The organism is Stenotrophomonas sp., from assembly GCF_032103445.1.
GTDB lineage: Bacteria > Pseudomonadota > Gammaproteobacteria > Xanthomonadales > Xanthomonadaceae > Stenotrophomonas.
The window spans coordinates 26,259-46,884 of sequence record NZ_DAMDFR010000025.1 but is presented as its reverse complement, the minus strand read 5'-3'; the positions used below and the strand labels follow the sequence as shown (position 1 = coordinate 46,884).

Sequence of the window (20,626 nt, the reverse complement as noted above, 5' to 3'; positions counted from 1 at the left end):
AAACGGGTTTTGGAGACGGGACCGTGGACGCACAATCCCGCCGCAGCCCTGTAGTTTGGCCGATATCGGGCAGCGCCGCCAGCACAGGGCCGGAAGCGTCAATCCGGACCCCCGTTCAGGGTGGGCCAGCCGTCTCCCGTCAGGCGGGACGTGCCCTCGAACAGCCCGGCCCCAGCCGGGTCTGTGGTGCGAAAGGGGGGACTCGAACCCCCACGCCTTGCGGCACTGGAACCTAAATCCAGGGCGTCTACCAATTCCGCCACTTTCGCGCAGGGCGGGATTATAGGGGAATTGGGCAGCCGCCGCCCTTTGGTAGCGTCGATCGACAGACGACGGCCGATATCGGCTCCACGCTCTTTAACGCATGACATGGAAACGGAGCACCTTGACCACCCGAACGAGCAGACCCGTCAATCGACCTGGGGCACGCCTGCCGCCTGCACACCATCAACAAACACGCCACCCGCATGCAGGTGCCGCACGACCCGATACGCCAGCAATGTGTAGGTGCGCACGGGCGGAGAGTCGTCCTCAACATATCGAACATGCGACACGCGGTACGCGGCACCAAGTTCCGCATTCGCCGCCTCAACTCCCTCCAGCACCGCATCGACGAGGTGCTCCTCATCCAGCTCGCCGTGCTTGCAGCAGCCCACGGGCGGCAGACGCTCGCAGACGGGACGGGAAGTCACAGGCTCGCCAATCCGCAGACCCAGGAGGTTGTGCTTGGGACCGGTGATCCGGATCACCGTAAGGTAGCCATTGGAGCGGACGAATTGCATCGGAAGTTACTGCTCTGTGTTGACGGACGCGCTACAGATCAGGAGCTTACGCAGCGCGTGCTGCATTCACGACGAAATCCCGCGCCTGGGCAAGCGTGACAGCACCATGCGCCTGCAGGACAACGCCATCGAGCCGACCCTCGATGAACTCCAACCAGGAACATGTTGTCGAACCCGATGAGTGGGCATATCGACCATAGGCACAGCAGACCGTCTGGTCGTCCAGCACAGAGAGCTGATGGAGCTCCCCTGCGGGATCGTCGGAAGACCACTGGCGCAAGACGTTGGGGCGGGAGTAGACCACCGGATGCCTGACCGCTGAAGGGACCAGGCACGAGACTAGCATTTCCTTCGGGAAAGCCGCCGCTTCGGCCGGGGCCATGCGTTAAAGCATCGGGACAGGCTATCGGTAGTCGTCTATCGACCGACTCTACCCGACCGGCATTGCGCAAACGCCATTGCACATGTATCGCATCGCGTAGCGACGCGCCATGCGCGTCGTGCCGACCACGCCCACAGCACGCGTAGAGCCACGCCCTGCGTGGCTGCGCGATGGCTGACCGCAGGCAAGAAAAAAGCCGCCTGGCAAACCAGGCGGCTTCTGTCTTGGTGGGCTGTCAAGGATTCGAACCTTGGACCTATTGATTAAGAGTCAACTGCTCTACCAACTGAGCTAACAGCCCGAAAATCGGGAGGCGAATTATGACGCATTGCGACATTGGGTTGCAAGCGTTTTTTTTTGCTGGCGGATTGTGTCGCGAAAAGCCTTCTCCGTTCCGGGGTCCGTGCATTAAAGAACCCGGCGGCGATATCGGCGGTCGTCTGTCGATCGACCCTACCGGTCCACATCCCGTAGCGACGCGCCATGCGCGTCGTGCCCACCGTCCACGCCACCGCGTAGAGCCACGCCCTGCGTGGCTGCACATGCCAGATCGCACGCAAGAAAAAAGCCGCCGGACGTATCCGGCGGCTTCTGTCTTGGTGGGCTGTCAAGGATTCGAACCTTGGACCTATTGATTAAGAGTCAACTGCTCTACCAACTGAGCTAACAGCCCTGAAAAACTCAGGCGATCATTGTAACGATTTCGCCTTTTTCTGCAACCCGGAAGCGCCTTCGGCGCACCTGGCTTTGAAACAGTGGGGTGGCTGAGGGGATTCGAACCCCCGACCACCGGAATCACAATCCGGTACTCTAACCAACTGAGCTACAGCCACCACTGAAACCTTTGAATCCTGTCGGTTTGTCGAAGCCACGCAGGGCGTGGCTCTACATTCCTTCCTGGCTGGTCGATGACACGCATGGCGTGTCACTACCTACCTTCCCTGACGCATGCGCCAGATGGCGCGCCCGACAGGAATCGAACCTGTAACCGCCGGCTTAGAAGGCCGGTGCTCTATCCAGTTGAGCTACGGGCGCTCATGCCGGATTGTCGCATTCCAATCCCGTTTTGAGCAGATTGGTCGGGGTAGAGGGATTCGAACCCCCGACATCCTGCTCCCAAAGCAGGCGCGCTACCAGACTGCGCTATACCCCGGCGGTAAATCCCTCGAGGTTGCCCCCGAAAGAGTCGGCTATTTTGGGAACCGGCGAGGCATCTGTCAACGGTTTTCACACAAATTTTCACAAACGTCGCTCAGCAGGTGGCTGCGGTAGCCGACAGACCGCCCGCTCCACTATGCTCGGGCCAGCGGCCGGACGGCCTCCATCCACACCTTTCAAGGAGATTGGCAATGCGCAGCGGCAACCCCGCCCTTTCCGAATCGACGTTCCTGGACCTGTCCAGCGGGGCCGTCGTTGCCCGGCCGGACCAGGCCATGACCCTCAACGGCACGGTCAACAAGACCGGCATCCTGTTGCTGCTGACCGTGCTGACCGCCGCCTTCGCCTGGAGCCAGACCGTCGGCATCGACGGGCAGATCAATCCCGCCGCCAAGCTGTACGCCATCGGCGGTGCGGTGGGCGGCCTGATCCTGGCCCTGGTGACGGTGTTCAAGAAAGAATGGTCGCCGGTGACGGCTCCGGCCTACGCGCTGGTGGAAGGCTTCTTCCTGGGCGCGATCTCGGCGATCTTTGAAATGCGCTTCCCGGGCATCGTGTTCCAGGCGGTGCTGCTGACCTTCGGCACCCTGTTCGCCCTGCTGTTCGCCTATCGCAGCGGCATCATCAAGGCCACCGAGAACTTCAAACTGGGCGTGGTGGCGGCCACCGGCGGCATCGCCCTGCTCTACCTGGCCTCGTTCGTGCTGGGCTTCTTCAACATCAACGTGCCGGTGATCCATGAAGCCAGCTGGCTGGGCATTGCCTTCAGCCTGTTCGTGGTGGTGGTGGCCGCGCTGAACCTGGTGCTGGACTTCGACTTCATCGAAAGCGGCGTGGAAGCCGGCGCACCGAAGTACATGGAGTGGTACGGCGCGTTCGGCCTGATGGTGACGCTGGTGTGGCTGTATGTGGAGTTCCTGCGCCTGCTGTCGAAGATCCAGCAGCGTTGATCCGACATCCCGGGATGCCGGCCAACGGCCGGCGCTACCGGGACACCCTGCGAACGAAAAAGGCACCCTCGCGGGTGCCTTTTTCATGCAAGCCGGGCAAGCCCGGCTCTACGCGCGCGGCCGATTACAGACGGCTGGCGATGGCCTGGGCGAAGCCCATGGTGTTGCCGGTGCCGCCGAGGTCGCCGGTCAGCGAGTCCTTGGCTTCCAGCGTGGCCACGATGGCCTTGCGCAGGCGCTCGGCGTTTTCCGGCTGGCCGATGTGGTCCAGCATCTGCGCAGCAGCCAGCAGCAGCGCGCAGGGGTTGGCCTTGCCCTGGCCGGCGATGTCCGGCGCAGTGCCGTGCACGGCTTCGAAGATCGCCGCGTCCTTGCCGATGTTGGCACCCGGGGCCAGGCCCAGGCCGCCGACGAGGCCGGCGCACAGGTCGGAGATGATGTCGCCGAACAGGTTGGTGGTGACGATGATGTCGAACTGTTCCGGACGCATCACCAGCTGCATGCAGCAGTTGTCGACGATCATTTCCTGGAACTCGATGTCCGGGTACTCGGCAGCGACTTCACGGGCGACATTCAGGAACAGGCCCGAGGTCGACTTGATGATGTTGGCCTTGTGCACCGCGGTGACCTTCTTGCGGCCGGTGCTGCGGGCCAGCTCGAAGGCGTACCGGACGATGCGGTCCGAACCCTTGCGGGTGATGCGGGTGCCGGAGAACGCGGTTTCGCCGTCCGCCGAGACTTCCTGGCCTTCCGCCAGGTACGCACCTTCGGTGTTCTCACGCACGGTGATCAGGTTCACGCCGTCGCCGAAACGCGACTTGGTGTTCGGGAACGAAGTAGCCGGACGGACGTTGGCGTACAGGTCGAAATGACGACGCAGGCTGACGTTGATCGAGGTGAAGCCGCCACCGACCGGCGTGGTCAGCGGGCTCTTCAGGGCGATCTTGTTGCGGGCGATCGATTCCAGGGTGGAGGCCGGCATCAGGTCGCCGTGCTTTTCCAGGGCGACCAGGCCCGCGTCGGCTTCTTCGTATTCCAGCCCGGCGTTCAGCTTGTCGAGCACGAAGAGCGTGGCGTCCATGATTTCCGGGCCGATGCCGTCACCGCGGATGACCGTGATTTTCTGCGTCATTGATATCTATTCCGAACCAGGGGGAGCGCCGGGATCGGATGTCCGATACGTCGGCGCAAGGGAAGTTTCGCTTGCAATTATGCCCCACCCGGGCGGATGACCCCAAATAGACAAAGGTCCCACACCGGTAGCGCCCGACCGTTGGTCGGGCGTCCGTTCATCAATGCGCGTGGGCGTCCGGAGCAGCGGCACCGCCTTCCAGCTGGTCCAGGAAGTCCACGGCGCGGCGCAGGTGCGGGATGACGATGGAACCGCCGACCACCAGGCCGACCGAGAAGGTCTCGAAGAACTCTTCACGGGTCACGCCCGCCTCTTTGCACTGGGCCACGTGGTAGCTGATGCAGTCATCGCAGCGCAGCACCATCGAGGCGACCAGGCCCAGCAGCTCCTTGGTCTTCACATCCAGCGCGCCGGCCTGGTAGGTCTGGGTGTCCAGCGCGAAGAAGCGGCGCACCACCTGGTTCGGCTCGCCGAGGATGCGCTCGTTCATGCGCTTGCGGAACTCGGTGAACTCGGCGATCCGGTCCTTGCTGCCGTCGTCCGCCGCGCTCATGCCTGCTCTCCGTTCAGCAGCGGCTCAAGTTTGCCGGCCTGGTGCAGCGCCATCATGTCGTCGAAACCGCCCACGTGGACGTCACCAACGAAGATCTGCGGCACGCTGGTGCGACGGGTCTTGGCCATCATCTTTTCGCGCTCGGCCGGGTCCAGGTCGATGCGGACCTCGGTCCAGGTCTCGCCCTTGCTCTTCAGGAAGTTCTTGGCGGCCACGCAGTACGGACAGACGGCGGTGGAATAGATGGTAATGGGCGGCTTCCCGCCCGGGTTGGAAGCGACATCTTGGCTCACGGGAAACTCCACAGCGGAACGAGTGTCTGTATATGGTATCGCCCCGCTGGAATTTCGATGCCACCGCCGCAACACTGTGGATTAACGGCAGATTTCGACAGCGCCTGTCACCCTGCCTGCACGCCCCGCCCTACCCGCCTGCTCCGGAGCTCCGCTTGCGCCTTCTGCTGCTCTCTGCCGCGTTGACCCTGGCCCTGGCCGTGCCGCTGGCACAGGCTCAGGACACCAAACTGCCGGACATCGGCTCGTCAGCGGGCGAACTGCTGACCCCGGCGCGCCAGGCCGAATACGGCGGGATGATGCTGCGCGAGCTGCGCAACTACGGAATGCTGCTGGAAGACCCGCTGGTGGACGAGTGGCTGCAGACCATGGGTACCCGGCTGGGCTCCAACAGCGCCCAGCCGCGCCAGTCCTACACGTTCTTCATGATGGGCGACCGCCAGATCAACGCATTCGCCACCCTGGGTGGCTACATCGGGGTGAACGCCGGCCTGGTGCTCACTGCCGAGCGTGAGGACGAAGTGGCCGCGGTGCTGTCGCACGAAATCGCCCACGTCACCCAGCAGCACGTGCTGCGGGGGGTGGAGCGCGCCCAGCGCGACCAGATTCCAATTTTGCTCGGCATGCTGGCCGCCGTGGTGGCTGCTCAGCAGGCCGGCGGCAATTCCTCGGGCGATGCGACCATGGCGGCGATCAGCTCGGGCATGGGGCTGATGCAGCAGCGCCAGATCAACTACACCCGCAGCAATGAATCCGAAGCCGACCGGCTGGGCATCCGTACCCTGGCCCGCAGCGGCTACGACGTCGACGCCATGGCCGGGTTCTTCGAGCGCATGTCCGCCTCGATGCGCGGCAACGCCGGCGGCTACTCGGTGCCGGACTTCCTGCAGACCCACCCGGTCAACATCACCCGCATCAGCGAGGCCAAGGCCCGCGCCGAGCAGATGAAGAAGGACACCGTTCTGCTGACCACGCAGACCCCGACCGGCGTGCTCAAGGAACGGGTGGACCCGGCCGATCCGGCGCTGTCCGACCCGCTGGTCCGGCGCACCAATCCGTTGCTGCCGTCAGGCATGCAGTTCTCGGTGAACACGCTCAGCCGCGGGGCTTCCGGCCAGTTCGACTGGGCTCGCGAACGCCTGCGCGTTCTCAGTGCGGATACGCCGGACAGTCTTGCCACCGAGTATCAGAACCTGCAGCGTTCGCAGAAGAACGGCTTGACCGACCCCCAGCAGTACGGACTGGCGCTGGCCCGGCTGCGTGCGGGCGGTGCCGCGCAGGCGCGGACGGACCTGGCCGAACTGCTGCGCACCCACCCGGACAACCTGTGGGTGGCCCTGGCGCTGGGTGAAGCCGAATCGCGCGCGGGCCAGACCGCCCAGGCTAATGCCCGCTTCGACGCCCTGCTGCGGCAGCACCCGGGCAGCCGGCCGGTGGCGCTGACCTATGCCGACGTGCTCAACCAGCAGGGCGGCCGCGAGGCGGGCCAGCGCGCGCAGGCCATGTTGCGGCCGCTGCTGTCGCAGAGTGGCAATGACCCGGTGTTCCAGCAGCGCTTTGCGCGGGCCAGCGAGCTGGCCGGAGACAGCATCCGCGCCAGCGAGGCCTATGCCGAGGCCGCGTTCCTGAACGGCCGTCCGGAACAGGCGCTGATGCAGCTGCAGGCGCTGAAGAAGCAGCCGGAGCTGGATTACGTGGGGCGGGCACGGGTGGATGCGCGGATCGAGAGCATCACCCCGACCGTGCTGGAGATGCGCCGGCAGGGGATCAATGATCCGGAATTGGAGCGGCGATAGGGCGTGAAGATGACATGAAAGCGACACATCGATGAACGCCCTCGCCAGGGTGGTCACAAACCTGTCATGAAACCGTAGTCTACTGGGCAGCATCCCGGTCTGATAAGCATTACGGTGGGCACGTGCAGAAACGCATCCTGATCGTCGACGACGAACCCGCGATCCGCGAAATGGTCGCCTTCGCCCTGCGCAAGGGCGATTACGATCCCATCCACGCCGGTGACGCGCGCGAGGCGCAGACCGCCATCGCCGACCGCGTGCCGGACCTGATCCTGCTGGATTGGATGCTGCCGGGCACCAGCGGCCTGGACCTGGCCCGGCGCTGGCGCAAGGAGGCCCTCACCCGCGAGGTGCCGATCATCATGCTGACCGCGCGCGGTGAGGAAAACGACCGCGTCGGCGGGCTCGAGGCCGGCGTGGACGACTATGTGGTCAAGCCGTTCTCGGCGCGCGAACTGCTTGCCCGCATCCGTGCGGTGATGCGCCGCGCCCGCGAGGATGACGAAGACGGCAGTGTGGCCGTGGGCAGCATCCGCATCGACGGTGCCGCTCACCGGGTGTTTGCCGGCGACCAGCCGATTCCGATCGGCCCGACCGAGTACCGCCTGCTGCACTTCTTCATGACCCACCCCGAACGCGTCTATACCCGCGCCCAGCTGCTCGACCATGTGTGGGGCGGCAGCGTGTATGTGGAAGAACGCACCATCGACGTGCACATCCGCCGCCTGCGCAAGACGCTGGAACCGTTTGGTGCGGAGAACATGGTGCAGACCGTGCGCGGCGCGGGTTACCGGTTCTCCACCGCGACCTGATCACAATGCCACGTCACATCCGTTCCGCCTGGCTGAAGACCCTTGCCACCCTGGCCGTTCTGCTGCTGGCCGCCGTGCTGGTGGGGCTCGCCACCGGGCATGTGTGGATGTGCATCGCGCTGGTGTCCATCGCCGCGCTGGTCTGGCATTACTGGCGGCTGCGCCGGGTGCTGGGCCGGCTGACCGCGCGCCAACGCTGGGAGACCGCCAGCGGCACCGGGGTGTGGAACGAACTGGACCGGGTGCTGTACCGCAACCAGGTGGAAATGCGCACGCGCAAGCGCCGCCTGCTCGACATGCTGCGCAGCTACCGCGCCGCTGCCGCCGCGCTTCCCGATGCGGTGGTGGTGGTGGACCGCAACAGCCAGCGCGTGCAGTGGTTCAATGAAGCGGCCACCTCCCTGCTCGGACTGCATCACCCGGGTGACCTGGGCGAGGCGCTGGTGGAACGGCTGCAGCCGATGCCGCTGGCGCACTGGCTGGCTGGCGGGCGCAACGCCGAACCGATTCTGGACGTGCCGTCGCCGGTGGACCCGGCGATCCGCCTGAACCTGCGCCTGATCCCCTACTCGGCGGATTACTGGCTGCTGATCGCGCGCGACGTGAGCAAGCTGCTGCGCCTGGAACAGGTGCGCCGCGACTTCGTTGCCAATGTGTCGCACGAACTGCGCACGCCGCTGACCGTGGTGCACGGCTACCTGGACATGATGGACCCGGAGGATTTCCCGGGCACCGGGCCGATGCTGGAGGAAATGCGCAAGCAGTCCCAGCGCATGGCCCAGCTGGTAGAAGACCTGCTGACCTTGTCGCGGCTGGAGTCGCAGGAACACACCGAAGAAGAGACCGTGGCGATGGCCCCGATGCTGGCCACCCTGCGTCGCGAGGCGGAAGCACACAGCCAGGGTCGGCATCAGATCAGCGTGACCGACACCGCCGGCGTGGACCTGCTGGGCTCGACCAAGGAACTGCACAGCGCGTTCTCCAACCTGGTCACCAACGCGGTGCGTTACACGCCGGCAGACGGCCGCATCGAAGTGCTGCTGGCACGCGAAGGCCAGGGCGTGGTGTTGTCGGTGCGCGACACCGGCTACGGCATTCCGGCCAATCACCTGCCGCGGCTGACCGAGCGCTTCTACCGCGTATCCAGCAGCCGTTCGCGCGAAAGCGGCGGCACCGGGCTGGGCCTGTCCATCGTCAAACACATTCTGGGCCTGCACCATGCACGCCTGGACATCCAGAGCGAAGTCGGCAAGGGCAGCACGTTCTCGTGCCACTTTGACGCCGACCACGTGCGCGCGCGCACCGAAGCCGCTCTTCCTACTGCCGAAGACTTCTCCGCATGAGCACCCTTGTTCCCATCGCACTGCCGACGGACACCGACGCACTGCGCGAGCCGTCGCTGTACATCAACCGCGAACTGTCGCAGCTGGACTTCAACTTCCGCGTGCTGGCCCAGGCCATGGACCCGCAGGTGCCGGTGCTGGAGCGGCTGCGCTTCATGTGCATTTCCTGCACCAACCTCGACGAATTCTTCGAGATCCGCGCCGCCGCCGTACGTCATGCGCAGGAGTTCGGCCTGCCGCCGGCACCGGACGGCATGACCCCGCAGGCGATTCTGGGGGCGATCCACGACCGCGCCGCCGAACTGGTGGACCAGCAGTACCGCTGCTGGAATGAAACCCTGCGCCCTGCCCTGCACGACGCCGGTATCGACGTGCTCGGCAGGCACTCGTGGAACCACCGCCAGAAGCGCTGGCTGCGGGCGTACTTCCGCAACGAGATCATGCCGGTGCTGTCGCCACTGGGCCTGGACCCGTCGCATCCGTTCCCGAAGATCCTCAACAAATCGCTGAACATCGTGGTGGTACTCAAGGGTACCGACGCATTCGGCCGTGCCGGTCACCTGGCCATCGTGCGCGCGCCGCGCTCGCTGCCACGCATCATCCAGCTGCCCGATTCGCTGGGCAACGGCGCGCAGACCTATGTGTTCCTGTCCTCGGTGCTGTCCACGTTCGTGGACGAGCTGTTCCCGGGCATGGAGGTGCAGGGGGCCTATCAGTTCCGCGTAACCCGCAATTCCGAGCTGGTGGTGGACGAGGAGGAAGTGGAGAACCTGGCACTGGCCCTGCGCGATGAGCTGGTGGATCGTGGCTACCGGCCGGCAGTGCGGCTGGAGATCGCCCACGACTGCCCGCGCGAGATCGTGCGCACCCTGCTGCAGAACTTCGGCCTCACCGAAAACGCGGTGTATCGCATCGACGGCCCGGTCAACCTCAACCGGGTGATTCAGCTGTATGACCTGCTGTCCCGCCCGGAGCTGAAGTACCCGCCGATGAGTCCGCGCACCCTGCGCGACACGGACGGTATTTTCGAGACCGTGGCGCACAAGGACGTGCTGCTGCACCACCCGTTCGATGCGTTCACCGCGGTGCTGGACCTGATCAAGCAGGCCGCCGTGGACCCCAACGTGCTGGCGATCAAGCAGACCCTCTACCGCACCGGCAAGGACTCGCAGATTGTCGATGCCCTGATCCAGGCCGCGCGCAACGGCAAGGACGTCACCGTGGTGGTGGAGCTGCGTGCACGCTTCGACGAAGAGGCCAACCTGGGCCTGGCCGACCGCCTGCAGGAAGCCGGCGTGCAGGTGGTGTATGGCGTGGTGGGCTTCAAGACCCACGCCAAGATGCTGCTGATCGTGCGCCGCGAAGGCCGCAAACTTCGGCGCTATGTGCACCTGGGCACCGGCAACTACCACAGCGGCACGGCGCGGGCCTACACCGACCTGAGCCTGATCACCGCCGATGCCGATATCGGCAACGACGTGCACCTGCTGTTCCAGCAGCTGTCCGGGCTGGCCCCGAAGACCCGGCTGAAGCGCCTGCTGCAATCGCCGTTCACCCTTCATAACGGGCTGCTGCAGAAGATCGAACGCGAGATGCGGCTGGCCGCCAGTGGCCGCCCGGGACGGATCATCGCCAAGATGAATGCCTTGAACGAACCGCAGGTGGTGCGTGCGCTGTACGCTGCCTCGCAGGCCGGCGTGCAGATCGACCTGATCGTGCGCGGAGCCTGCACCCTGCGCCCGGGCGTGCCGGGGGTATCGGAGAACATCCGGGTGCGTTCGATCGTCGGTCGCTTCCTGGAACACAGCCGGGTGTACTGGTTCGGCAATGACGGTGCATCCGAGCTGTACTGCGCCAGCGCCGACTGGCTGGAGCGCAACCTGCTGCGCCGGGTGGAAACCTGCTTCCCGATCCTGGACCCGGAGCTGGCCCGTCGCGTTTACCGCGAGGTGCTGCAGAACTATCTGGACGACAACCTCAACGCCTGGGAACTGCATGCCGACGGTGAGTACCGCAAGTGCGTCCCCGGCCACGACGAGCCGCCGCATTCGGCACAGATGGCGTTGATGCAAGGTTTGTAGATCGAAGATCTGCAAACCGGGTAGCGCCGGCCGTTGGCCGGCCCTCAGCACCGCCTGGGCCGGCCAACGGCCGGCGCTACCGCAGCAGGGCCTCGGTCTTGAACGTCGGTGGCTTCCGCGCGCGCGTGCGCTGCTCGTAGTCGTAGGCCAGCTCGATCAGGCGCGGTTCGCTCCACGCCGTGCCCATGAACAGCAGCCCGAGGGGCAGCCCGTTCACGTGTGCCATCGGCACGCTGATGCTGGGATAGCCGGCCACGGCGGCGGCACTGTAGTTGCCGCCGGGAAACGCATCGGCCTCGCCGCTGCGCAGCGGCCACGCGGCACCGGTGGTGGGTGCCACCAGCGCGTCCAGACGTTCGGCCTTGAGCACCGCATCAATGCCCTCCGGGCCTGCCAGCCGACGCGCCTCGGTGCGCGCGGCGATGTACTCCGGGCTGCCCAGCGCCCCGGCCTGGGCGGCGCTCTCCATCAGGTCCTGCCCGAACAGCACCAGTTCCTTGTCGGCGTGCGCGCGGTTGAAGGCAATGATCGCGTCCAGGTCGAGCACCGGGGCTTGTCGGGCGCTCAGATACCGCGCCATGCCCGCCTTGAACTCGTGCAGCAGCACGATCCGCTCTGCGGTCTCCCATTGGTCCTGGGTTGGCAGGCGCACCGGCACCACCACGGCCCCTGCATCGCGCAGCACCGCCACGGCATGCTGCAGGGCGGGCGCAACACCGGGCTGCTGGTCCAGCGGGCCGTACAGCACGCCGATCCGCGCACCCCGCAGGCCCCCGTCCTTCAGGCGTGCGGTGTAGTCATACACGGCCTGGCCGGGCCGGGTCGCGGTGGCCGGGTCGGCGTCGTCACGGCCGGCCATCGCGGTCAGCAGTGCTGCAGCATCGGCCACGCTGCGGGTCATCGGTCCGGGGGTGTCCTGGCTGAAGGAGATCGGCACCACGCCATCGCGGCTGACCAGTCCCACCGTGGGCTTAAGCCCGACAATCCCGTTCACCGCCGCCGGGCAGACGATGCTGCCGTCGGTTTCGGTGCCGACCGCCGCCGCGGCCAGGTTGGCCGAGACCGCCACCGCGCTGCCGCTGCTGGAACCGCACGGGCTGTGGCTGAGACGGTAGGGATTGCGGGTCTGCCCGCCGCGCGCGCTCCAACCGGAAATGGACTGGCTGGAGCGGAAGTTGGCCCATTCGCTGAGGTTGGTCTTGCCCAGGATCAGCGCCCCGGCTGCGCGCAGGCGGGTGACCAGGAAGGCATCGTCCGGCCGGAACCCGGCCAGGGCCAGCGAACCGGCGCTTGTGCCCATCGGGCGCGCGCCGATGTTGTCCTTGAGCAGCAGTGGAATGCCATGCAAAGGCCCGCGCAGCTGCCCACGGCGACGTTCGGCGTCCAGCGCTGCCGCTTCCTTAAGTGCGTCCGGGTTGAGCTCCAGCACGGCATTCAGGCGCGGTCCGGCACGGTCAAGCCGGGCGATGCGGTCCAGATAGGCGCGGGTGAGGGTGACGCTGTCCAGTTCACCGGCTGCCATCTGCGCCTGCAGTTCGCTGATATCCGCTTCGGCATAGGGAAACGGCGTGCTGACGTCGGTCTTGTCTGCGGCGGCAGCATGCGCAGTGCTGGCCAGCAGCGACGACGGCGAGGGCGAACAGCCGCTCAGCGCGATGGCCAATGCCAGCGATGTCAGTGACAGACGCATCAGTGAGTGTCAGGTGTCCCCGGGTGCAGCGCTCAGGCTAACCAGCGGTTGCCGCGCTTGGCAACTCAGTGCCGCTTGCGCAGGTCGCGGGCGAGCACGCCGACCACGATCAGATTGATGACCAGTACCGTCCACGAGGCCCAGCCGGGGTGGCGGAGAATGGCGTAGATGTCGAAGGGCAGGTAGATGCCGGCGGTCACACAGCCGAGCCAGGACGCCCAGGCCTTGGCCCGCCACAGGCCCCAGGCTTCGAACAGGTGCAGGATGCCGTAGGCGACCATGGCCGCGGCGGCCAGATGCACCGCGTCGGGGCTGATCATGTTCAGCAGCGAGGGCAGGGTGCCGTGATCCGGGTCCAGGCTGAAACGCCGGATCAGGGCATTGACCCCATCGCGCAGTGGCTGCGGGCCGAGCACTTCCAGCCCGGTTGCCGCCAGCAGCGCCAGTGCCGCCTTGCCGGCTTCCAGCAAGGCGATCACATGAAGACCCGGATGCGTGTGCGGATCCGGGTTGTAGGGCTTGTCGGTCACGACAAAGGTCCGATCAACCGGCGCGCGACGCCTTCTTGCGGTCGCTTTCGGTCAGGAACTTCTTGCGCAGACGGATTTCCTTCGGGGTGATTTCGACCAGTTCGTCGTCCTCGATGAAGTCCAGGGCCTGCTCCAGCGAGTACTTGATCGCCGGGGTCAGCTGGATCGCGTCGTCCTTGCCCGAAGCGCGCATGTTGGTCAGCGGCTTGGTCTTGATCGCGTTGACGGTCAGGTCGTTGTCCTTGGAGTGGATGCCGACCAGCTGGCCTTCGTACACGTTGTCGCCTTCAGCAGCGAACAGCTTGCCGCGTTCCTGCAGCGGGCCCAGCGAGTAGGCCGGGGTGACGCCCGGAGCATTGGCGATCATCACGCCGTTGATGCGCTTGGCGATCGCGCCCTGTTCCTTCGGACCGTAGTGGTCGAACACGTGGAACAGCAGGCCCGAACCCTGGGTAAGGGTCTTGAATTCGTTCTGGAAGCCGATCAGGCCACGGGCCGGGATCGAGTATTCCAGGCGCACGCGGCCCTTGCCGTCCGGTTCCATGTTCTTCAGCTGACCCTTGCGCGTGCCCAGCTTTTCCATCACGCCGCCCTGGTGCACTTCTTCCACGTCCACCACCAGCTGTTCGATCGGCTCCATCTGCTGGCCGTCGATTTCCTTGATGATCACTTCCGGACGCGACACGGCCAGTTCATAGCCTTCGCGACGCATGTTTTCGATCAGCACCGACAGGTGCAGCTCGCCACGGCCGGACACGAGGAACTTGTCGGCGTCTTCCAGCTGTTCGACCTTCAGGGCCACGTTGTGGACCTTTTCACGGTCCAGGCGGTCCTTGATCTGGCGGCTGGTCAGGAACTTGCCACCGGACAGGTCCTTGTTGCCGGCGAACGGCGAGTTGTTGACCTGGAAGGTCATCGAGATGGTCGGCTCGTCCACGGTCAGCGCCGGCAGCGCTTCCGGGGTTTCCGGGTGGCAGATGGTGTCGGAGATGGTCAGCTCCGGGATGCCCGAGATGGCCACGATGTCACCGGCTTCGGCGGTTTCCTGCTCGATGCGCTCCAGGCCCAGGAAGCCCAGCACCTGCGCGACCTTGCCGTTGCGCTTCTTGCCTTCGCGATCGATCACCGCGACCTGCATGTTCTTCTTCAGGGTGCCGCGCTGGATGCGGCCGATGCCGATCACGCCCACGAAGTTGTTGTAGTCCAGCTGGCTGATGCGCATCTGGAAGGCACCTTCCGGGTCCACTTCCGGCTTCGGTGCGTGCTTCATGATCGCTTCGTACAGCGGGGTCATGTCGCCGTCGCGCACGGTGTCTTCCAGGCCGGCGTAGCCGTTCAGGGCCGACGCGTAGACGATCGGGAAGTCCAGCTGCTCATTGGTGGCGCCGAGCTTGTCGAACAGGTCGAACACCTGGTCGATCACCCAGTCCGGACGCGCGCCCGGGCGGTCGATCTTGTTGACCACCACGATCGGCTTGAAGCCCATCGCGAAGGCCTTCTGGGTCACGAAGCGGGTCTGCGGCATCGGGCCGTCCATGGCGTCGACCAGGATCAGCACGGTGTCGACCATCGACAGCACGCGCTCGACCTCGCCACCGAAGTCGGCGTGTCCGGGGGTGTCGACGATGTTGATGCGGTTGCCCTGCCAGGTGATGGCCGTGTTCTTGGCCAGGATCGTGATGCCACGCTCCTTTTCCTGGTCATTGCTGTCCATCACGCGTTCAGCCAGCACGGTGCGCTCGGACAGGGTGCCCGACTGCTTCAGCAGCTGGTCGACGAGGGTGGTCTTGCCATGATCGACGTGGGCGACGATGGCGATGTTGCGAAGATTTTCGATGGACATGCGAAAGGGGGCCAGTCGGCGCCGGAAGTTGAAAAATGAAGTCCAACATTATACCGCTTTCATGACCAAACGCGAAAAGCCCCCCTTCGCGCATTCATCTACCCCAATCTGCCTGGCCTTCGCGCGTTCAGGAAGAGCGTCGTCCAGGGGGGCGCGGCGGCGACCGGGCGCGTGGCGACGCGTTCGTGAAACCGGCGCCCGCCGGTCGTGGGGCGCGGTGTAGAATCACGGGGCTGAGTCAACCCCGAATATTCAAGGATCCACATGTCCCTCATCGCCACCTTCGACACCACCCAGGGCAAGATCAAGGTCGAGCTGTTCCCGGAACAGGCCCCGGTCACCGTTGCCAACTTCGTGAACCTGGTCAAGCACGGCTTCTATGACGGCCTGATCTTCCACCGCGTCATCGCCGACTTCATGATCCAGGGCGGCTGCCCGAAGGGTCAGGGCACCGGCGGCCCGGGCTACAAGTTCGAAGACGAGACCAAGAACGGCGTGAAGCACAAGGTCGGCTCGCTGTCGATGGCCAATGCCGGTCCGAACACCAACGGCAGCCAGTTCTTCATCACCCACATCAAGACCGACTGGCTGGACGGCAAGCACACCGTGTTCGGCCAGGTCCTGGAAGGCCAGGCCATCGTCGATTCGGTCAAGCAGGGCGACGTGATCCACTCGATCACCCTGGAAGGCGACACTGACGCCGTGCTGGCCGCCCAGGCCGACCGCGTCGCCGAGTGGAACAAGCACCTCGCCGCCTGATGCTTCCAACGGCCCCCTGACGGGGGCCGTTTTCATGTCTGCGGCCGCCCCGCCAGGTCATCCCCGCCCGGCGGCCTTCTCCCACTACGTTTTTTCGCTTTTTAGCAGAGGAAATCCCCATGAAAGCACCTGTTCGTGTTGCCGTGACCGGCGCCGCCGGCCAGATCGGCTACGCCCTGCTGTTCCGCATCGCCTCCGGCGAAATGCTCGGCAAGGACCAGCCGGTCATCCTGCAGCTGCTCGAGCTGCCGGTTGAAAAGGCCCAGGCCGCCCTGAAGGGCGTGATGATGGAACTGGAAGACTGCGCGTTCCCGCTGCTGGCCGGCATGGTCGGTACCGACGACGCCGAAGTGGCCTTCAAGGACGCCGACATTGCCCTGCTGGTCGGCGCGCGTCCGCGCGGCCCGGGCATGGAGCGCAAGGACCTGCTGCTGGAAAACGCCAAGATCTTCACCGCCCAGGGCGCAGCGCTGAACAAGGTTGCCAAGCGTGACGTCAAGGTGCTGGTGGTCGGCAACCCGGCCAACACCAATGCCTACATCGCGATGAAGTCGGCTCCGGACCTGAACCCGCGCAACTTCACCGCCATGCTGCGCCTGGACCACAACCGCGCGCTGAGCCAGCTGTCGACCAAGCTCGGCAAGCCGGTCGCCGGCATGGAAAAGCTGGTGGTGTGGGGCAACCACAGCCCGACCATGTACCCGGATTACCGCTTCGCCACCGCCGACGGTGCGTCCATCGCCGACGCGATCAACGATCAGGAATGGAACGCCAACACCTTCATTCCGACCGTGGGCAAGCGCGGTGCGGCCATCATTGAAGCCCGTGGTTCGTCCTCGGCCGCTTCGGCTGCCAATGCCGCCATCGACCACGTGCGTGACTGGGTGCTGGGCAGCAACGGCAAGTGGGTCACCATGGGCGTGCCCTCCGACGGTTCCTACGGCATTCCGGAAGGCGTGATCTTCGGCTTCGCCGTGACCACCCAGAACGGTGAGTACACCCTGGTCAAGGATCTGCCGGTCGACGACTTCAGCCAGAAGTACATCGACAAGACCCTGGCCGAGCTGGAAGAAGAGCGCGCCGGCGTCGCCCACCTGCTGGGCTGATCGCCAGTGCGGGGCGACGACCAAGGGTCGTCGCCCACCGGTTCCACGGGGAAGCTTCGGCTTCCCCGTTTTCGTTCTGGATGGTTGAACCCGACATGATCCACCTGCACTACGCCGACGATGCCCTGCTGGTGGCTGAGAAGCCCGCCGGCCTGCTGTCCGTGCCCGGGCGCACCTCGGAGAACCAGGACTGCGTGGTGGCCCGGTTGCAGGTGCTGTATCCGGATGCCCTTACCGTGCACCGGCTCGACCAGGTCACCTCGGGGCTGCTGCTGCACGCACGCGGCAAGGCCATGCAGGCGGCGTTGTCGGCGCAGTTCGAGCAGCGCCAGGTGCACAAGCGCTATGTGGCGGTCGTGGAGGGCGTGCTCGGCGGCGAAGCAGGGGAGGTCGACCTGCCGCTGATCGTGGACTGGCCGAACCGGCCGAAACAGCAGGTCGATCATGAACGCGGCAAGCCCGCGCTGACCCGCTGGCGGGTGCTGGCGCGTGAAGGCGGCCGAACCCATGTGGAACTGGAACCGGTCACCGGCCGCAGCCATCAGCTGCGCCTGCACATGGCCAGCCTGGGGCACCCGATTGTCGGTGACGTGCTGTATGGGGCAACGCCGGCGGGGCGGGTGTATCTGCATGCGTGTCGTCTGGAATTCGTGCACCCGGTCACCGGCCAGGCCCTTGCGTTCGAATCGTTCGTCCCCTGGTAGTGCCGGCCGCTGGCCGGCAACCTCAGGAACCTTCGGACACGCGTGCGTGGTTGCCGGCCAGCGGCCGGCACTACCGACATCCCTTACGACCAAGGTAGGGCGGCTGCGCCGGCAGCACGCGACTATGCTCGACCCCATGACTTTGTCTGGGAGGGCTGTCATGCGCTACGAAGAGCTGTACCGGAAATCCATCGAGGAACCCGAAGCGTTCTGGGCCGAGGAAGCCCAGCGCATCTATTGGCACAAGCAACCGGAGCAGGTGCTCGACTACAGCACCCCGCCGTTCCGGCGCTGGTTCGTCGGTGGTGAAACCAATCTCTGCTACAACGCGGTGGACCGGCACCTGGTCGACCGTCCCGACCAGCTTGCGCTGGTCGCCATCTCGACCGAAACCAACGTCACCCGCGAAATCACCTACCGCGAGTTGTACCGCGAAGTGAATGCGTTCGCGGCGGTGCTGCAGCGGCTGGACGTGCAGCGTGGGGATCGCGTGGTCATCTACATGCCCAACATGGCCGAGGCCGTGTTTGCCATGCTGGCGTGTGCGCGTATCGGTGCGATCCACTCGGTGGTGTTCGGTGGCTTCGCCGCACACAACCTGGCGCTGCGCATCGACGATGCTGAACCCAAGCTGCTGATCGCCGCCGATGCCGGCAAGCGCGGCGGCAAGGTGATTCCGTACAAGGCAATGGTCGATGCGGCCTGCGCCGAAGCGCAGTCGCCACCGCCGCACGTGCTGATTGTCTCGCGCGGGTTGGATCCGGCCGAGCCGAAGGTGGCGGGGCGTGACGTCGACTACGCCACTCTGCGCGCCGAGGTCGGCGACCAGGACGTGCCGGTGGTATGGCTGGAAGCAAACGAGCCTAGCTATCTGCTGTACACCTCCGGCACCACCGGCAAGCCCAAGGGCGTGCAGCGTGACGTGGGCGGCTATGCGGTCGCGATGGCGCAGTCGATGCGCACCGTGTTCGACTGCGCGCCGGGCCAGGTGATGTTCTCCACCTCGGACGTGGGCTGGGCCGTCGGCCATTCCTACAATGTCTACGGTCCACTGATCGGCGGCTGCACCTCGCTGCTGTACGAAGGGTTGCCGACCAGTCCGGATCCGGGCATCTGGTGGGCGCTGTGCGAACAGTACGGCGTGCGCACGATGTTCTCATCGCCCACCGCCATCCGTGTGTTGAAGAAACACGATGCCGATTTCATCAAGCGGCACGACCTGGCGGCGCTGAAGTACCTGTTCCTGGCCGGAGAGCCGTTAGACGAGCCGACCGCGCACTGGATCAACGATGCGCTGGGCAAGCCGATCATCGACAACTACTGGCAGACCGAAACCGGCTGGCCGGCGTTGACCCTGCTGCCCGGCGTGGACCTGAAACCGGTGCGCTTCGGTTCGCCGGGCTACCCCAATCTCGGTTACCGCATGAAGGTGATCGACGAGAACACCGGTGCGGAAGTCGAGCCAGGGCAGAAGGGTGTGCTGGTGATGGTGCCGCCGCTGCCGCCGGGTTGCATGAGCACCGTGTGGAAGGACGACGACCGCTTCCTGCAGAGTTACTTCAGCCATTTCAAGGAACTGCTGTACAGCTCGCTGGACTGGGCGATCCGCGACGAGGATGGCTACACCTTCATCCTTGGCCGCACCGACGATGTGATCAACGTCGCTGGTCACCGGCTGGGCACGCGCGAGATCGAAGAGTGCATCTCCGGCCATCCGCAGGTGGCCGAGGCGGCGGTGATCGGGGTCAAGGACGAACTGAAGGGGCAGGTGCCGCTGGTGTTTGTCACCCTGAAGCAGGCCGTGGCCGGCGATGGCAGCGCGGTGGTCGCCGAGATGATGCAGCGCGTGACCGGTTCGCTGGGCGCGGTGGCGCGGCCAGCGCACATCCACATCGTCAATGCGCTGCCCAAAACCCGCTCGGGCAAGCTGCTGCGCCGCTCGCTGCAGGCGCTGGCCGAGGAGCGCGATCCGGGCGATCTGTCGACGCTGGACGATCCGGGAGCCCTGGACGAGATCCGCCGCGCGCTGGGCCGCTAGTCGATACTGGGTGCTGCGATGCAGCACCCCGGATCATGAACGTCGGTTAAGCTTCGGTTGCGGTGGGGGCTCGGTGCGACATGTGCCGAGGCACCGCAAAGGGGGCGAGGCGGACCGCTGATACGCACAACGGTCCCGCCCGCAGCTGCACAGAGTGACAGGGGGACAACATGGCGTTCATTCATGCCAAGACGGCCGCTGGCCGTCAGGAAATCGAAGACCGTGCGCGCAAGCTGCCGCCGGGACTGCGCTCCATTCTGCTGATGGTGGATGGCCTGCGCGATGACGACGAACTGACCGGCATGCTACCGGGCCTGCGCGCGCCGGACGACGCGCTGGCGCAACTGCAGGCGATGGGCCTGATTGAAGTGGTGGGCGGCGCACTGGCTGCGACCGCGCCGCGCTCGCTGACCGCCGGGCGCGAACACGACCCGGCGCTGTACAAGCAGTTGTATGACTGGATGAGCGAGTCGGTGCGCAGGCACCTGGGGCTGAAGGGCTACTTCATGCAGCTCAAGATCGAACGCTGCACCGATGCGGCCAGCCTGGAGAAGCTGTGGCCGGAAATGGCGGCGGCGGTGTCCAAAGCCAAAAGCCCGGCACTGGCCAACCGCTGGATGGAAGAAACCCGCGCCCTGCTGCAGGGCCAACCCGTCGACGCGTAATGCGGTTCG

Annotated in this window: 17 protein-coding genes and 6 tRNA genes; 10 read left to right on the top strand and 13 right to left on the bottom strand. The window is 65.5% G+C overall.

The window, feature by feature from the left end:
* Window positions 1–184 precede the first annotated feature (184 nt).
* The 7 genes from RT551_RS11135 to RT551_RS11105 form a co-directional block, all read right to left on the bottom strand.
* A tRNA-Leu gene (locus RT551_RS11135) sits at window positions 185–269 on the bottom strand.
* Between the two features lie 141 nt (window positions 270–410).
* Window positions 411–782: a hypothetical protein gene (locus tag RT551_RS11130; protein WP_313458555.1), complete on the bottom strand. Its 372-nt coding sequence runs from the start codon at window positions 780–782 to the stop codon at window positions 411–413.
* A gap of 607 nt (window positions 783–1,389) precedes the next feature.
* Window positions 1,390–1,465 (bottom strand) — tRNA-Lys (locus RT551_RS11125).
* Between the two features lie 296 nt (window positions 1,466–1,761).
* Window positions 1,762–1,837, bottom strand: a tRNA-Lys gene (locus RT551_RS11120).
* 83 nt (window positions 1,838–1,920) lie between these two features.
* Window positions 1,921–1,997 (bottom strand) — tRNA-His (locus RT551_RS11115).
* Between the two features lie 125 nt (window positions 1,998–2,122).
* Window positions 2,123–2,199, bottom strand: a tRNA-Arg gene (locus tag RT551_RS11110).
* 41 nt (window positions 2,200–2,240) lie between these two features.
* A tRNA-Pro gene (locus tag RT551_RS11105) sits at window positions 2,241–2,317 on the bottom strand.
* A 196-nt stretch (window positions 2,318–2,513) separates the two neighbouring features.
* On the opposite strand from RT551_RS11105, the gene RT551_RS11100 reads away from it, so the two are divergent.
* Window positions 2,514–3,272: a Bax inhibitor-1/YccA family protein gene (locus tag RT551_RS11100; protein ID WP_313458552.1), complete on the top strand. Its 759-nt coding sequence runs from the start codon at window positions 2,514–2,516 to the stop codon at window positions 3,270–3,272.
* 124 nt (window positions 3,273–3,396) lie between these two features.
* Here RT551_RS11100 and RT551_RS11095 read toward each other — a convergent pair whose 3' ends face one another.
* The 3 genes from RT551_RS11095 to grxC form a co-directional block, all read right to left on the bottom strand.
* Complete coding sequence (locus RT551_RS11095) at window positions 3,397–4,404, bottom strand: isocitrate dehydrogenase (protein ID WP_313458550.1); 1,008 nt, start codon at window positions 4,402–4,404, stop codon at window positions 3,397–3,399.
* A 160-nt stretch (window positions 4,405–4,564) separates the two neighbouring features.
* A complete protein-coding gene (locus tag RT551_RS11090; RefSeq protein WP_313458548.1) occupies window positions 4,565–4,957 on the bottom strand; it encodes a carboxymuconolactone decarboxylase family protein in 393 nt (130 codons plus the stop codon).
* Window positions 4,954–5,250 carry a glutaredoxin 3 gene (gene grxC, locus RT551_RS11085; RefSeq protein ID WP_313458545.1) on the bottom strand — a complete coding sequence of 99 codons (297 nt, stop codon included), beginning with the start codon at window positions 5,248–5,250 and terminating at the stop codon, window positions 4,954–4,956. Before grxC ends, RT551_RS11090 begins: the two co-directional genes overlap by 4 nt.
* Before the next feature lie 155 nt (window positions 5,251–5,405).
* On the opposite strand from grxC, the gene RT551_RS21575 reads away from it, so the two are divergent.
* From RT551_RS21575 to ppk1, 4 genes are all read left to right on the top strand, one after another.
* A complete protein-coding gene (locus RT551_RS21575) occupies window positions 5,406–7,046 on the top strand; it encodes a M48 family metalloprotease (RefSeq protein WP_345785169.1) in 1,641 nt (546 codons plus the stop codon).
* A gap of 122 nt (window positions 7,047–7,168) precedes the next feature.
* Window positions 7,169–7,858: a phosphate regulon transcriptional regulator PhoB gene (gene phoB, locus RT551_RS11070; protein WP_313458543.1), complete on the top strand. Its 690-nt coding sequence runs from the start codon at window positions 7,169–7,171 to the stop codon at window positions 7,856–7,858.
* A 5-nt stretch (window positions 7,859–7,863) separates the two neighbouring features.
* Window positions 7,864–9,201 (top strand): phosphate regulon sensor histidine kinase PhoR, encoded by a 1,338-nt coding sequence (phoR, locus tag RT551_RS11065; protein ID WP_313458540.1) that lies wholly within the window; start codon window positions 7,864–7,866, stop codon window positions 9,199–9,201.
* Window positions 9,198–11,282 (top strand): polyphosphate kinase 1, encoded by a 2,085-nt coding sequence (gene ppk1 / locus RT551_RS11060; RefSeq protein ID WP_313458539.1) that lies wholly within the window; start codon window positions 9,198–9,200, stop codon window positions 11,280–11,282. The genes phoR and ppk1 overlap by 4 nt, the downstream gene beginning before the upstream one ends.
* Window positions 11,283–11,358: 76 nt before the next feature.
* On the opposite strand, the gene RT551_RS11055 is transcribed toward ppk1, so the two are convergent.
* The 3 genes from RT551_RS11055 to typA form a co-directional block, all read right to left on the bottom strand.
* Window positions 11,359–12,972: an amidase gene (locus RT551_RS11055; RefSeq protein WP_313458536.1), complete on the bottom strand. Its 1,614-nt coding sequence runs from the start codon at window positions 12,970–12,972 to the stop codon at window positions 11,359–11,361.
* A gap of 65 nt (window positions 12,973–13,037) precedes the next feature.
* The gene (locus RT551_RS11050; RefSeq protein ID WP_313458533.1) at window positions 13,038–13,502 is read right to left on the bottom strand and encodes a DUF2127 domain-containing protein; all 465 of its coding nucleotides are present in this window, start codon (window positions 13,500–13,502) and stop codon (window positions 13,038–13,040) included.
* Window positions 13,503–13,515: 13 nt separating this feature from the next.
* Window positions 13,516–15,345, bottom strand: a complete 1,830-nt coding sequence (gene typA / locus RT551_RS11045; protein ID WP_313458530.1) for a translational GTPase TypA — start codon at window positions 15,343–15,345, stop codon at window positions 13,516–13,518.
* A 264-nt stretch (window positions 15,346–15,609) separates the two neighbouring features.
* Between typA and RT551_RS11040 the strand changes: the two genes are divergently transcribed.
* From RT551_RS11040 to RT551_RS11020, 5 genes are all read left to right on the top strand, one after another.
* Window positions 15,610–16,104 carry a peptidylprolyl isomerase gene (locus RT551_RS11040; protein ID WP_313458528.1) on the top strand — a complete coding sequence of 165 codons (495 nt, stop codon included), beginning with the start codon at window positions 15,610–15,612 and terminating at the stop codon, window positions 16,102–16,104.
* A gap of 119 nt (window positions 16,105–16,223) precedes the next feature.
* A complete protein-coding gene (locus RT551_RS11035) occupies window positions 16,224–17,210 on the top strand; it encodes a malate dehydrogenase (protein WP_125358508.1) in 987 nt (328 codons plus the stop codon).
* Window positions 17,211–17,305: 95 nt separating this feature from the next.
* The gene (locus tag RT551_RS11030; protein WP_313458526.1) at window positions 17,306–17,914 is read left to right on the top strand and encodes an RluA family pseudouridine synthase; all 609 of its coding nucleotides are present in this window, start codon (window positions 17,306–17,308) and stop codon (window positions 17,912–17,914) included.
* Window positions 17,915–18,074: 160 nt separating this feature from the next.
* The gene (prpE, locus tag RT551_RS11025) at window positions 18,075–19,952 is read left to right on the top strand and encodes a propionate--CoA ligase (protein ID WP_313458524.1); all 1,878 of its coding nucleotides are present in this window, start codon (window positions 18,075–18,077) and stop codon (window positions 19,950–19,952) included.
* Window positions 19,953–20,122: 170 nt separating this feature from the next.
* The gene (locus tag RT551_RS11020; RefSeq protein WP_313458523.1) at window positions 20,123–20,617 is read left to right on the top strand and encodes a hypothetical protein; all 495 of its coding nucleotides are present in this window, start codon (window positions 20,123–20,125) and stop codon (window positions 20,615–20,617) included.
* Window positions 20,618–20,626: the final 9 nt, after the last annotated feature.